Origin of the sequence: Streptomyces recifensis, from assembly GCF_002154615.1 — a bacterium.
Lineage (GTDB): Bacteria > Actinomycetota > Actinomycetes > Streptomycetales > Streptomycetaceae > Streptomyces > Streptomyces griseoluteus.
This window is the reverse complement of sequence record NZ_MUNH01000028.1, coordinates 1-13196: the sequence shown is the minus strand read 5'-3', so window position 1 is coordinate 13196 and position 13196 is coordinate 1. Positions and strand designations below refer to the sequence as shown.

At 72.5% G+C, this 13196-nt stretch carries 11 protein-coding genes and 1 pseudogene; 4 read left to right on the top strand and 8 right to left on the bottom strand.

Annotated features, from left to right (window positions below; translation table 11 throughout):
* Both CCN33_RS01905 and CCN33_RS01900 read left to right on the top strand, forming a co-directional pair.
* A pseudogene (locus CCN33_RS01905) lies at positions 1-198 on the top strand (hypothetical protein); the annotation flags it as partial.
* Between the two features lie 77 nt (positions 199-275).
* Positions 276-515 (top strand): hypothetical protein, encoded by a 240-nt coding sequence (locus tag CCN33_RS01900; RefSeq protein WP_086690386.1) that lies wholly within the window; start codon positions 276-278, stop codon positions 513-515.
* On the opposite strand, the gene CCN33_RS01895 is transcribed toward CCN33_RS01900, so the two are convergent.
* The 5 genes from CCN33_RS01895 to CCN33_RS01875 all read right to left on the bottom strand — a co-directional run bounded on the left by CCN33_RS01895 (position 478) and on the right by CCN33_RS01875 (position 6843).
* Positions 478-1650 carry an acyl-CoA dehydrogenase gene (locus CCN33_RS01895; protein WP_086690384.1) on the bottom strand — a complete coding sequence of 391 codons (1173 nt, stop codon included), beginning with the start codon at positions 1648-1650 and terminating at the stop codon, positions 478-480. The two genes, CCN33_RS01900 and CCN33_RS01895, sit on opposite strands and share 38 nt — an antisense overlap.
* 252 nt (positions 1651-1902) lie before the next feature.
* Positions 1903-2556 carry a TetR/AcrR family transcriptional regulator gene (locus tag CCN33_RS01890; RefSeq protein WP_425275820.1) on the bottom strand — a complete coding sequence of 218 codons (654 nt, stop codon included), beginning with the start codon at positions 2554-2556 and terminating at the stop codon, positions 1903-1905.
* A 97-nt stretch (positions 2557-2653) separates the two neighbouring features.
* Positions 2654-4024, bottom strand: coding sequence for a peptidase C39 family protein (locus tag CCN33_RS01885; protein ID WP_086690380.1), 1371 nt, complete (start codon positions 4022-4024; stop codon positions 2654-2656).
* A gap of 277 nt (positions 4025-4301) precedes the next feature.
* Positions 4302-5843 (bottom strand): amino acid permease, encoded by a 1542-nt coding sequence (locus CCN33_RS01880; RefSeq protein ID WP_086690378.1) that lies wholly within the window; start codon positions 5841-5843, stop codon positions 4302-4304.
* Between the two features lie 43 nt (positions 5844-5886).
* On the bottom strand, positions 5887-6843 hold the full coding sequence (locus CCN33_RS01875; protein WP_086690376.1) for a hypothetical protein: 957 nt from the start codon (positions 6841-6843) through the stop codon (positions 5887-5889).
* Between the two features lie 254 nt (positions 6844-7097).
* On the opposite strand from CCN33_RS01875, the gene CCN33_RS01870 reads away from it, so the two are divergent.
* Together CCN33_RS01870 and CCN33_RS01865 are read left to right on the top strand one after the other, a co-directional pair.
* A complete protein-coding gene (locus CCN33_RS01870) occupies positions 7098-7706 on the top strand; it encodes a uridine kinase family protein (RefSeq protein ID WP_086690374.1) in 609 nt (202 codons plus the stop codon).
* Between the two features lie 455 nt (positions 7707-8161).
* On the top strand, positions 8162-10024 hold the full coding sequence (locus CCN33_RS01865) for an AAA family ATPase (protein WP_086690371.1): 1863 nt from the start codon (positions 8162-8164) through the stop codon (positions 10022-10024).
* Between the two features lie 65 nt (positions 10025-10089).
* Here the strand turns inward: CCN33_RS01865 and CCN33_RS01860 are convergent, their stop codons facing one another.
* From CCN33_RS01860 to CCN33_RS01850, 3 genes are all read right to left on the bottom strand, one after another.
* Positions 10090-11208, bottom strand: coding sequence for a hemolysin family protein (locus tag CCN33_RS01860; protein WP_086690369.1), 1119 nt, complete (start codon positions 11206-11208; stop codon positions 10090-10092).
* Complete coding sequence (locus tag CCN33_RS01855) at positions 11205-12539, bottom strand: hemolysin family protein (protein ID WP_086690367.1); 1335 nt, start codon at positions 12537-12539, stop codon at positions 11205-11207. The genes CCN33_RS01860 and CCN33_RS01855 overlap by 4 nt, the downstream gene beginning before the upstream one ends.
* Before the next feature lie 293 nt (positions 12540-12832).
* Positions 12833-13196: PH domain-containing protein (locus CCN33_RS01850; RefSeq protein WP_107483885.1), on the bottom strand; the 364-nt coding region annotated here is incomplete at its 5' end.

The following is a 13196-nucleotide window of genomic DNA, read 5'->3' as shown; positions in this document are numbered from 1 at the left end:
GCCTGTGCCGGCACGGGCCGCGCGGCGGCGGACGCCCGCCCCGCCGACGAGTCCTTCGCGCCGCAGGAGCAGGACACCGCGCTGCTGCTGACGCTCCCCCAGGGGCTGGACTGGCGGACCCAGCCGTTCTCGCACGTGGGCGGTCCGGGCTCGCGCCCCATGCAGGTGCCGTTCACGCGCGGCAGGGCCGCCGCCTGAGCGATGCGGACGACGCTGAACTGACGCTCGATTCCGCCCGCCGGTGACCTGCCCGGCCACGCTCGCGTTGGCCAGGCATGACTCCCACCCAGACGGCCACCGGGCGTCAGCGCCGCGTTTATGTGCCCCGGCCGGCGGACGCGGCCGCGCCCCCGTACCCGGACCCGCCCATCTACACCGAGCTGATGCGGGTCTGGGCCGACCGGGGCCGCACACTGCCGGGGCGCCACGACCCGGAGTGGGCCGAACTGGCGGCCCCGACGGTGCGCAGGGGGCAGTTCAGCGACTCTCCGGCCCCGCCAGATGACGAGCGATGACCATCCGCTGGATCTGGTTGGTGCCCTCGACGATCTGGAGCACCTTGGCCTCGCGCATGTAGCGCTCGGCCGGGAAGTCGGCGGTGTAGCCGTACCCGCCGAGGACCTGCACGGCGTCGACGGTGACCCGCATCGCGGTGTCGGTGCAGTGCAGCTTGGCCATGGCGGCCTGCTTGGCGAACGGCCTGCCCGCGTCCTTCAGCCGGGCCGCCGCCAGGTACAGGGCCCGGCCCGCCTCGATCTGGGTGGCCATGTCGGCCAGCAGGAAGCGCAGTCCCTGGAAGTCCGCGATGGGGTGCCCGAACTGCCGGCGCTCGGTCGCGTAGGTCACCGCCTGGTCCAGGGCCGCCTGGGCGACCCCGATCGCGCAGGCCGCTATGCCGAGCCGGCCCGAGTCGAGCGCCGAGAGGGCGATGCCGAAGCCCTGGCCCTCCTCGCCGATGCGCCGGTCGTCCGGAACGCGTACGCCGTCCAGGTGGACCTGGGCGGTGGGGCTGCCCTTGAGGCCCATCTTCTTCTCCGGCAGGGCCGCGCTCAGGCCCTCGGCGTCGCCGGGCACCAGGAACGCGGTGATGCCGCGCGGGCCGTCGGCGCCGGTGCGGGCCATCACGGTGTAGAAGTCCGCGATGCCGCCGTGGGTGATCCACGCCTTGGTGCCGCTGAGCACCCAGTCGTCGCCGTCGCGGACGGCCCTGGTGCGCAGGGAGGCCGCGTCGGACCCCGAGGACGGCTCGGAGAGGCAGTAGGCGCCGAGCAGGCCGCCGCCGAGCATGGCGGGCAGGTGCTCGACCTGCTGCTGCTTGGTGCCGTGGGTGGCGAGCGCGTACGAGGCGAGGGTGTGGACGCTGACGCCGAGACCGACGGTGAGCCGGGCCGCGGCCAGCTCCTCCAGCACCTGGAGGTAGACCTCGTAGGGCTGCTCGCCGCCGCCGTGCTCGGGGTCGTAGGGCAGGCCCAGCAGGCCCGCTTCCGACAGCAGGGTGAAGACCTCGCGGGGGAAGCGTCCGGCGTCCTCCTCCTCGGCCGCCTTCGGCGCGATCTCGCGCTGTGCGATGTCCCGGACCAGGGCGAGCAGATCCCTCGCCTCGTCCGTGGGCAGTTGACGCTCCACCGGCTGCGTTTCGCGGTCGGACATGGCGTCGGACTCCTCCCTGTGCGGGCACATCGGCGGATGTGCGCCTTGGGTGGGGCGGCTCCGCGCGATCGCTCCGGTGGCGCCGAGGCCCCGCTTCCGGGTCTCGGAGGCGGCTGACCAGCGGCTTGTGCCGTGAGTATGCCCGATCGGGAACCTCCCGTCACCAGTTAACGACCGCTTACTTGAAGAATCCAGCCGGAGCCGCCCGCACCCCCTTCGGCCGGGGTGCGGGCAGGGCCGTACGGGGGAATCTCAGCCGTCGCGGCGGGCCGGCGGCGGGGCCGGGCAGGAGGGGTCCAGTTCCTCGATGGCGCGCAGGGTGCCGCCGAGCGTCTTGACCAGCAGCTCGCCCAGGGCGGCGCGGGTCAGCTCAGGGCGGCCGATCCAGTCGAGCGTGGTGCCCTCGACGCTGCACACCCACGAGAACAGGCCGGTACGGGCCAGCGGGCCGATGTCGGTCATGCCGTACGCGCCGTCGGCGATGGTGGCGACGATCGCCTCGCGCACCCCGTCCCGGATGGCGTGCACCTCGGCGTCGAAGCCGACACCGCCGCTGACGATGGTGCGGTACGCGGCCTGGTGGTGCTCGGCGAAGCGGAGGTAGCCGTCGATGGTGCGCTGGAGGCGGTCCACGGCGGGCAGTTCGGCGCCACTGGCGGCGAAGGCGACCAGCTCGGCGACGGAGTCCTGGACGATCGCCAGGTAGTAGCCGCGCTTGGAGCGGAAGTAGTAGTAGATCAGGCCCTTGGCGACATGGGCCTGGCGGGCGATGTCGTCCATGGACAGCGCGTCGTAGGAGGTGTCCGCGAAAAGGGTGCGCCCGATGGCGAGGAGTTCGGCGCGGCGGGCCGCGGAGCGGTCGGTGCCGCGCGCCCGGACGGGGACGGCCGCCTGCTGCTGACGCACGCTCACATTCTGCCCTGCTCTCGACGTCCGGCGGGACCCGCGCAGTATGGCAGAGGGGGCGGCCGGACGGGCGCCCGGCCGCCCCCCCCGTGCTGCGTCAGCGCACGCCCACCGCCGCGAGCGCGCGGAGCTGGCGCGCGGTCGGACGGGCCGGGAAGTACAGGTAACAGACGCCGCCCGTACCGCTCTTGACCTTGCCGTTCGCGTCGTACCGCTTGGTGCGCAGCCAGATGTTCTCCCACTCGCGCCGGGCGTAGACCCGGCGCACCTCGGGGTCGCTGGGCGAGGCCGGGTCGTTGGCGATGACGTCGCCGTCGGCGGTGAAGCCGATGACCGTCATCAGGTGGCCGGAGGTGCCGTAACCGGCGCCGGTCAGCTCGGTCTTGAGGAAGGACTGGGAGGTGATGGCCGGGATGCCCGCCGCGATCAGGGTCTCCAGGTCGGTGAGCGAGGTCAGCCGGGTCACCACGCCCTGGATGCCGGGGAAGGTGGCCGCGTAGGCCGCGTTGAACGGCCAGTTGCCGCAGCCGGTGTACTGGTGGTCGTAGGTGTACCGGGCCGCGTGGTCGACCTGCGGGTCGGCGTAGGAGGGGTCGACCCAGGCGAGCTGCTCCGGGGTGAGCCGGCCGCCCCAGTACTCGATGATCATCTGCGAGGAGGTCGGACTGCACCACGCCTCGCCGCCGTTGTCGTACTCGGGGTACTGGCCCTTGTGGATCTCCTGCGAGTAGCGCGGTACGGCCAGTTCACGGGCGAGGCCGGGCGTGGAGGCCGGGACGGTGAAGCGGTCGGGGATGTCGGAGCCCATCGCGCCCACCCGCCACACGGTCGGGGTGCGCCGGGTGCCCGGCGTCCGGTACAGGGTGAGGCGCAGCCGGTACGCCACCGCGCGCAGGCCGGTGCTCGCGTCGTCGATGGCGAAGGTGTCGGTCCACACCGAGCTCTTGCCGTCGCTCTGGTCGTCCACCGAGGTCCGCTTGATGTCCTCGTCGCCCGCGGCCCAGCGGCCCATCACGTACCAGGGGGCGGTGGTGCCGTCGGAGTAGGCGGCCTGCAGCTCGATCTGGAGCCAGGTGCCGGCCGGGGTGTCGGCGTTCCAGGAAGCGATCAGCTCGGTCGCGGGCACCCGGAGCCGGTGGATCGGGGAGGTCCAGGTGGCGTACTCCCAGGCGGCGGTGGTGCCGGTGTGCGGGTCGGTGTAGTCGGTGCGGCCCTCGGGCACGGCGATGGCGATGCCGGGGCGCCGGCCGGCCACGGTCCGGACGCCGCTTCCGGTGCCGCCGCGCCAGTCGGGGTACGTGGTCCAGGCGCGGTTGTCGACGGGACGGGCGGGCGCGCGGCCCGAGTCGTCGGCGTCGGGGGCCGCGGTTGTGGTGGCGGCGGCCGCGGGTACCGTTCCGGCGGCCACCGCGACGGCGACGGCTGCGGCGAGAACGGTTCGGCGGGACGGCTGCTGGGCTCTGCTCATGGGCGCGACTACCCCCAGGTGTCCGGGTCGGGACGGTTCAGGTGCACGGGCGTGCGCCAACTCGGGTGCACGGTTGTGCGCCAACTATGGAGCAGCCGACATGCCCCTGCCAGCACTTCGGCGCATGCCGCGCCCATGAATATTGGTCTTGGCCAATGGCGACGACCGGGGCCCCGGCACGGCACGGAACGGCCCCGGTGCGGGCGGGACACCGCACCGGGGCCTGCCATGGCAGGCTCATGTCACCCTCAGGTCACCTGCATGTCGCCCGGGGGCTTCAGACCAGGTCCATCGCCGCGACCTCGTCGGGCCGGCCGTAGCTGACCGGGCCCTGGAAGCGGCGGCGGGCGGTGGTGAACCACCACACCGTGGCGATGAGCAGCACGGCCGCGAGCGCGATCGGCGCGTAGTTGAAGGAGTCCACGGTGATCGGGGACGCCTGCGGGAGCATGAACAGGACGCTGCTGAGCAGAATCCAGATCACCGCGACCCAGCCGATCGGCCGGCCCCAGCGGCCCAGGTGCCAGGGGCCGGGCTGGAACTCGTCACCCAGCCGCAGCCGCAGGAAGATCGGCACCGCGTAGGCGAGGAACAGTCCGACCACGTTGACGCTCACGATGGCCGTGAACGCCGTGTGGGACCACCAGCCGGGGACCACCAGGGCGAGCGAGCAGGCCACGGCGAGCCAGACCGCCTTGACGGGTGTCCGGGTGCGCGGCGAGACGGAGTGCCACCAGCGGGAGCCGGGCATGGCGCCGTCGCGCGAGAAGGCGAAGATCTGCCGGGTGTTGCTGGTCAGGTTGGCCAGCCCGCAGAAGAGCATGGCGCCGATGACGATCAGCAGCATGACCTTGGCGGTGCCGACGCCGAGCCCGTCGATGAGAATCTGGACGGGCGGGGCGTCCGAGCCGGCCACCTTGGTGTAGTCGCTAATGCTGTAGACCAGCGCGAGCATCAGGATCAGGCCGGTGAGCGCCGAATAGCCGATGGCGCGGGTGATGCCCTTGGGGGCGTTCACGGTCGCCTGGACGGTTTCCTCCGACATGTGGAAGCTGCCGTCGAAGCCCGTGAAGGTCCAGCTCGTGACCAGCAGGCCCAGCATGCCGCCGTAAAGGCCGTTGGTGAAGCCGGTGTTGTTCTCGAAATGCGTGACGAAGGACGCCGACTGGTGGTGATCGGGAATCACGATGAGTGCGCCCACGATCACCACGAGTCCGATCAGCAGCCACCACACGGAAATCCGGTTCAGCACCGCGACGAGCTGGACGGTGAAGGTGTTGGCCAGGCCCTGGAGCACGATGATCAGCGCGGTGATCAGCACCGTCTGATGGGCGGTGGGCTCGTAGGAGGACCACTGCAGGGCGACGAACGCCTGGATGAAGGTGGCGGCCGCGTATCCGGTGGCGGCGGTGCCGCCGATCTGCCCCACGAAGTTCAGCCAGCCGGTGAACCAGGACCAGGCGCCCTTGTGCCGCTTGGCGAGTTTACCGGCGGAGAAATACAGCGCCCCGCTCGTCGGATAGGCCGAGGCGACCTCCGCCATGGCGGCGCCGATGAACAGCACCATCACGGAGACGCCGATCCAGCCGAAAACGAGAATACGGGGACCGCCCGCACTCAGACCGAATCCGAAGGACGAGAAAATACCCGAGAGGACATTGATGATGGTGAAGGAGATCGCGAAATTGTCGAACGCTTTGAAACGGCGCGTGAGTTTGCGCGGATAACCCATCGCGTGCAGGGTCGCGTCGTCGTCGAGCACGACCGGTTCCTCGGCCGCCGGAGCCTTGGCCCCTGGCGGCGATATCCGTTCCGACACTGATCTGCCTTTCTGTTGGGGGGTGGACGCGTGAGGTGCGGTCTCAGGCGGCTCCGGGGACGGGCAGCCCGCAGGCACGCCGGGCGCGGGAGAGCTGCTCGGCGGGGTCACCGAAGGCGCTCCAGGGCATGCGCGAGGCGTACGGGCCCATCGCCGCGAAGACCGCCCGTGCCTCGAACTCGCTCTGGCCCATCACCAGCGCGTGCGCGAGGTAGGCCAGGTCGAGCACCGGGGTGAAGCGGGAACCGGCCACCGTGGGCAGCCAGTTGCGGTAGGCGGCCAGCGCGGTGGAGCGCCACTGCGGCTGCTCCCAGACCCGGTCGGCGAGCAACTGGGTCGGGTTGTAGCTCTCCACCAGCGCGACCAGCGGCAGCAGCCGGAGCGCGGAGTCGACAGGGGCGCGCTGACTGAGGAAGGCGGCCACGTCCCAGGCGGCGTTGACCGTGCCGCCGTGCCGGGTGAAGAAGAAGGAGAGGAAGCGGTGGTGGGCCTCGCGGTGCCAGGGGTCCAGGGACAGGATGTGGGCGAACAGCCGCCAGGGGCCGGGCGGCGCGGTGAGCAGGCCCTGCGGGGCGGGTTCGCGCAGTTGGTGCAGCCGGGCCATGGTCAGCTTGGCGACCCAGGGCGTGGGGTCGTCGGGGGCGAGGGCGGCGGCGCGTTCGCAGGCGGCCAGCGCTATGCGCTCCAGTGCCTCGGCGCGTTCGTCGCGCGCGTCGGCGGCCCGCATCGCGCGCTGCACGGCCACCCGGGCCCACATCAGCGCGGCCTCGGGCGACGGTTCCTCGGCGAGCCAGCGCTCCACCAGGTCGGTGCCGGCCGCCTCCGAGGCCAGCACCAGCGAGCGGTGGGCGCGCAGGGCGAAGTCGGACCGGGTCTCGGCCAGGGCCTCACAGGCGTAGCGGTGACGCCCCGCCCGCACATCGACGCATACGCTCGCCAGGACGCGGTCGTCGGCCGCCGGGTGCCAGACGTACTGCCCCTCGAATAACTCCGCGGCCATGCTCCCCTGTCCGTCCCGATACAACGCGTCGCAGTTGTGCAGGACGCACCTTACTCACCGGGCGACACACCTGGAACGCCGAATTTCACATATCGGTCGGCGGATTCCGGGGGAAAATCTCCACCGATTGACCCCTGGTCAGCGGACGGCTCGGGAAGTCGCGCTTTCCGGCCCCTCGGGCACCTCTCCTTCGCCCCCTACTAGACTGTTTCCGGCAGAACTCCCCCACACCGCACCACACCTCGGGAATCACCATTCACGACCTCGCCCGCCGGCTGCGCGCCCTTCCGCCGTCCCTGGGGCCGGTCCGGCTGATCGGCGTCGACGGGCACGCGGGCTCCGGGAAGTCCACCTTCGCCGGACACCTGGCCGCCGCGCTCGACGGGGCCCCGGTGCTGCACCTGGACGACATCGCCAGCCACGACGAGCTGTTCTCCTGGACCGCCCGCCTGACCGCCCAGGTGATCGAGCCGCTGGGCCGGGGCGAGAGCGCGCGGTACGCCTCCTACGACTGGACCCTGCGTGCCTTCGGCCCGCCCCGCGTCCTGCCGCCCGCTCCCGTGCTCCTGGTCGAGGGCGTCGGCGCCGGGCGCCGGGAGCTGCGCCCGCATCTGGCGGCGCTGCTGTGGATGGAGCTGCCCGCGCCGGAGTCCTGGGCGCGCGGCCGCCGCCGGGACGGCGAGGCCCAGCGGGAGTTCTGGGACGGCTGGACCGAGGCGGAGCGCGCGCACTTCGCCGGTGACCCCTCGCGCCCCCATGCGGACCTGACGGTGCGCGCGACACCCGAGGGGTACGAGGTGCTGCCAGGGCCCGCGACCCCCCTCAGGCCGGACCTGCGCGACCCGGATTCTCACCGACAGTGACGAGTCGTCGGCGGTGTGCTGAACTTGTGAAGACGGCAGCCCCCGGAAGTTCGTTCAGGGCCCCAACACGGCTTGACCCGGCCCCCGTACAGGTCTTACTTTCTCCACACACGGCTCTTCGCGGGCCGTCCCGAGGACACGAAGCCCCCGATTGTTCCCCCGTGATCGGGGGCTTCGTTCTGCCCTCAGCCGGTTCCGGGGCGCCGAACGCACCGATTCGATCACCCTCGGTGACCGCGCCCCATGCGCCCCGCATGCTCCCACCTCGTCAAACGCCCTCTGCGGCACCCTTCGGCAGCCGGTGCCCCCGCGGGTACGATGCCCTCGGTGCGACCTTCGGCAGCAGCCTCGCGCACCGGCAACTCCGGTCCGCGGTACAGCGGTTCGACCGCGGCGACCGCCGAGCGCCTGCCCGGCGGGGCAACCAACGGGGGGCACGGTTCGTGGGGGACGTGATGGACTTCGGCACGCAGGGCCCCGAGGCCCCGGCCGACCTCGCCTGGGTGCGAGGCGTGGACGCCTACACGATGGGCGCCTACCCGCAGGCCGAGGAGGAGTTCCGCGCCGCGGCGCGGATGGACCCGGGGATGGCCGACGCCTGGCTCGGGCTGCACGCGCTCAGGGTCGACACGACCACCGCGCTGCTGCGGATGTTCCGGCACCGCGACCGCTTCGGCGAACAGCGCGCCCGGCACCGCCGCTCCCTCAACTCCTGGTACTGGCTGGGCTGGTGGGTGCAGCCGGTGCTGGAGAGCCCCCGCGACCTGCTGCTGGCGCACGCCTCGCACTGGCTGGACGGCCGCCATGTGCCGGAGCTGGACCGGGCGCTGGCCGGGCTGCCGCCCGTGGACACCGACCCGCAGGTGCGGTTCCTGCACGCCTGCCGCGCCTATCTGGTCAAGGACTGGGAGCAGTTGGTCCGGCACACCGACCCGCTGCTGGACGACCCCCTGCTCGGCATAGAGGCGGGCCTGTTCGGCGGCATGGCCCGGGTCCGGCTGGAGACGTACGGGCAGGCCGAGCCGTTGCTGTCGGCCGCCCTGATGCGCTGCCGCAGCGAGCAGCCGCAGCGCAAGGAGCTGCGCTACTGGCTGGCCCGCGCCCACGAGGGCACCGGCCGCAGCGCCGCCGCGCTCCCGCTGTACCGGGCCGTGCACCGGGTCGACCCGGCCTTCATGGACACCTCCGCCCGGCTCGCCGCCATCGCCGAGGGCGACGGGTACGACGACCCCGCCGACTTCGCGGCGGTCACCCTGTCCGGTGCCGGCCAGGACACGATGGACGGCCCCGACACCCTCGATCCCCTCTTCGGCACCGAGGGCCGTGACCTCAGGTTCGCCGAGCCCGACCTGCCCACCGGCCCGCTGCCCTCGGCGCCCGACCGCGCGGTCCGCCTCAAGAACGGGTCCTCCTCCTCCAACCTGCCGGCCGGACCGACCGATCCGGGCTTACTGGAGGAGGCGCTGGCGGAGCTGGAGCGCATGGTGGGCCTGGAGCCCGTCAAGCGCCAGGTGAAGGCGCTCTCGGCGCAGCTGAACATGGCCCGGCTGCGCGCCGGGCAGGGACTACCGGTCCAGCCGCCGAAACGGCACTTCGTCTTCTCCGGCCCCTCCGGCACCGGCAAGACCACGGTGGCCCGCATCCTCGGCCGGGTCTTCTACGCCCTCGGCCTGCTCGGCGGCGACCACCTGGTGGAGGCCCAGCGGGCCGACCTGGTCGGCGAGTACCTGGGCCAGACCGCGGTGAAGGCCAACGAACTGATCGACTCCGCCATCGGCGGCGTGCTCTTCGTGGACGAGGCGTACGCGCTCTCCAACTCCGGGTACGGCAAGGGCGACGCGTACGGCGACGAGGCGCTCCAGGTGCTGCTGAAGCGGGCCGAGGACAACCGGGACCACCTGGTGGTGATCCTCGCCGGGTATCCCGAGGGCATGGACCGGCTGCTGGCCGCCAACCCCGGTCTGTCGTCCCGCTTCACCACCCGCGTGGACTTCCCCTCGTACCGCCCCCAGGAACTGACCGAGATCGGCCGGGTGCTGGCGGCGGAGAACGGGGACGGGTGGGACGAGGAGGCGGTGGAGGAGCTGCGCTCCATCGCCGGGCACGTGGTCGACCAGGGCTGGATCGACGAGCTGGGCAACGGCAGGTTCCTGCGCACCCTGTACGAGAAGAGCTGCGCGTACCGGGACCTGCGGCTGTCCACCTGTCCGGGCGTCCTCTCCCGCGAGGACCTGGCCACCCTGCGCCTGCCGGACCTCATGCAGGCGTACGGCGAGGTGCTGTCGGGGCGGGCACCGCAGGACCCGTCGGCGATGTGACGGGCCCCGCGGCTCGGCCGGCCCAGGGTCTTTCGTTTGGATCAGGCCGGATCAAACGAGAGGCCCTAGGTGGCCAGCGCCTGCTCCGGGTCCCCGCTCTTGCGCGGCCGGGCCGGAGCCGGGCGCACGGGCACCGGTTCCGTCCTCGGCGCGGGCCGAGGGGTGTCCGGGTGGGCCGGGTCGTGGACCTCGCCCACCAGCAGCTCGAGCGCGTCCTCCAGCGCGACCAGGCCCAGCACGCGGCCGGAGGCGTCCGCCACCTGGGCCAGGTGTGTGGCGGCCCGGCGCATGACGGTCAGCGCGTCGTCCAGCGGGAGTTCCGCCCGCATCGTGGCCATCGGACGCCACACGTGCTGCGGCACGGCGCGGTCGGAGTCCTCCAGGTCGAGGACGTCCTTCACATGCACGTACCCCATGAAGGCGCCGGCGCCCGCGGCCACCGGGAAGCGGGAGTAGCCGGTGCGCGCGGTCAGCTCGACGATCTCTCCCGGTGTGACCGAGGGCGGCACCGTCACGAGGGTCTCGCGCTTGAGGAGGACGTCGGTGACCGGGCGGGAGCCCAGTTCCAGCGCGTCCTCGAGACGCTCCTGCGCCTCCGGGTCCAGCAGCCCGGCCTGGCTGGAGTCCTCCAGCAGGCGGTTGAGCTGCTCGCTGGTGACGACGGCTTCGACCTCGTCCTTGGGCTCGACCCGGAAGAGCCGCAGGATGCCCTGCGCGCAGGCGCCGAGCGCCACCGTGACGGGCTTGCAGATCCGGGCGAAGTACACCAGGCCGGGGCCGAGCCACAACGCGGCCTTCTCGGGGGCGGCCATGGCCAGGTTCTTCGGCACCATCTCACCGATGACCAGGTGGAAGAAGACCACCGCGGCCAGCGCGATCACATAGCCCAGCGGGTGGATCACACCCTCGGGGAGACGGACGGCCTCGAACACCGGCTCCAGCAGGTGGGCCACGGTCGGCTCGGCCACCGCGCCCAGGGTCAGCGAGCAGACGGTGATGCCGAACTGGGCGGCCGCCATCATCTGCGGCAGCCGCTCCAGACCGTGCAGCACCTGGCGGGCACGCGCGGTGCCGACCGGCTCGATCTGGCTGCGCCGGACGGAGACGAGCGCGAACTCGGCGCCGACGAAGAATCCGTTGGCGAGCACGAGCAGCGCGGCGAAGAGGAGTTGGACGACGCTCATCGGGCGGCCTCCGTCTGCTGGGCGACGGGCGCCGTCCGGACCAGGCGGACCCGCTCGGCGCGGTAGTGGCGGACCTGGCGCACGGAGAGCCGCCAGCCGGGCAGCTCGGCCCGGTCACCGGGGGCCGGGATACGGCCGAGCAGGTCGGCCACGAGCCCGGCGACGGTCTCGTACGGCCCCTCGGGGGCGTCCAGGCCGATGCGGGTGAGGACGTCGACGCGGCAGCCGCCGTCCACGTCCCACGCGGGGCGGCCGTCCTCGGGCGGGGCGGGGGCGACCTCGGGCACCACCTGGCGGTCGTGCTCGTCGCGGACCTCGCCGACCAGTTCCTCGACGATGTCCTCCAGCGTGACCACGCCCGCGGTGCCGCCGTACTCGTCGACGACGACCGCGATGGGCTGCTCGCTGCGCAGCCGGGTCAGCAGGGGACGCACCGGCAGGGTCTCGGGGACCAGCAGCGCCTTGCCGGCGATCCGGGCGACCGGGGTGCGCAGGCGCTCGGCGGCCGGGACCGCCAGGGCGTCCTTGAGGTGGACCATGCCCACGATCTCGTCGATCTTCTCCCGGTAGACGGGGAAGCGGGACAGGCCGGTGGCGCGGGTGAGGTTGACGACGTCCTCGGCGGTGGCCGAGTCCTGGAGCGCGCTGACCTTCACCCGCGGGGTCATGACGTGCTGGGCCGTCAGGTCGCCGAGGGACAGGGTGCGGACGAACAGGTCGGCCGTGTCCTGCTCCAGGGCGCCGGCCCGGGCGGAGTGCCGGGCCAGGGAGACCAGTTCGCCGGGGGTGCGGGCGGAGGCCAGCTCGTCGGCGGGCTCGACACCGAGGGCGCGCACCAGCCGGTTGGCCACGGTGTTCAGCACGGAGATCACCGGCCGGAACAGCCGCGAGAACACGTGCTGCGGGCCCGCGACGAACCGCGCGACCTGGAGCGGCTTGGAGACCGCCCAGTTCTTGGGGACCAGCTCACCGACGACCATCTGGATCGCGGAGGCCAGCAGCATGCCGACCACCACCGCGACGCCGGAGGCCGCGCCCCCGGGAATGCCGAGCGCGCCGAGGGGGCCGTCGAGCAGGTCCGCGAGGGCCGGTTCGGCGAGCATGCCGACGACGAGCGAGGTGATGGTGATGCCGAGCTGGGTGCCGGAGAGCTGGAAGGAGAGTTCCTTCAGCGACTCCACGACCGTACGGGCGCGCTTGTCGCCCTCGGCCGCGGCCTGCTCGGCGTCCTGGCGCTCGACCGTGACGAGGCCGAACTCGGCCGCCACGAAGAAGCCGTTGGCCAGGATCAGCAGGAAGGCCGCTCCTAGGAGCAGCAGGGAGATGCTCATGATGCCGCCGCCTCCGCGTGCACGCGGGCCGGATGGTCCGCGGTATGTCGGCAGGGGGCGGCGCAGGTACTACAGGACGATCCGTCCATCGCCGGAGAGGGTCACTCCTCGCATAGCAGGGAAAACCTCCGCGCGCCGGGCGTGGCACGACGGAGGCGGAGGCGCGTCGGAAAACGCCTCCGTCAACAGATTAGTCAAGACCGGGGCAGGTGCGGCAAGGGTGACCGCCCCCGAATGGGCCCCGACCCGGGACCCCGAGAGGCCCCGGAGGCCGCGCTCGGCCCGCCGGGACCTCAGCTCCGGGGGAACTCGGGATCGCGCGGCGCCTGCTGCTCCACCAGAGTGCGCAGGCTCCGCGCGTCGGCGATGGCGCGCTGCTTGGCGACGCCGGGCTGGATGCCGAGCGCGGCCAGGCTGGTGCCGTCGCTGAGGTCGAGGAAGACCCAGGGGTCACCCGGACGCAGGTTGACCCCGACGATCTCGGCCCAGGCCAGCTTGCGGCTGCCGGCGATGTTGACGACCGTGACGCCGGACTCCTCGGCGACGACCTTCACCCGCGCGAGCCGGGCCAGCACCCAGGCCATCAGGGCGCCGGTGACGATGAAGCTGAGGCGCTCCCCCGGCCCCATGTCCAGCAGCAGGGCGACGGCGGCGACG

What these genes read in the sequence shown, in the direction of transcription:
- CCN33_RS01900 (WP_086690386.1), top strand. Translation starts at nt 276, where the DNA reads ATGACTCCCACCCAGACGGCCACCGGGCGTCAGCGCCGCGTTTATGTG.
- CCN33_RS01895 (WP_086690384.1), bottom strand. Translation starts at nt 1,650, where the DNA reads ATGTCCGACCGCGAAACGCAGCCGGTGGAGCGTCAACTGCCCACGGAC.
- CCN33_RS01885 (WP_086690380.1), bottom strand. Translation starts at nt 4,024, where the DNA reads ATGAGCAGAGCCCAGCAGCCGTCCCGCCGAACCGTTCTCGCCGCAGCC.
- CCN33_RS01875 (WP_086690376.1), bottom strand. Translation starts at nt 6,843, where the DNA reads ATGGCCGCGGAGTTATTCGAGGGGCAGTACGTCTGGCACCCGGCGGCC.
- CCN33_RS01865 (WP_086690371.1), top strand. Translation starts at nt 8,162, where the DNA reads ATGGACTTCGGCACGCAGGGCCCCGAGGCCCCGGCCGACCTCGCCTGG.
- CCN33_RS01860 (WP_086690369.1), bottom strand. Translation starts at nt 11,208, where the DNA reads ATGAGCGTCGTCCAACTCCTCTTCGCCGCGCTGCTCGTGCTCGCCAAC.
- CCN33_RS01855 (WP_086690367.1), bottom strand. Translation starts at nt 12,539, where the DNA reads ATGAGCATCTCCCTGCTGCTCCTAGGAGCGGCCTTCCTGCTGATCCTG.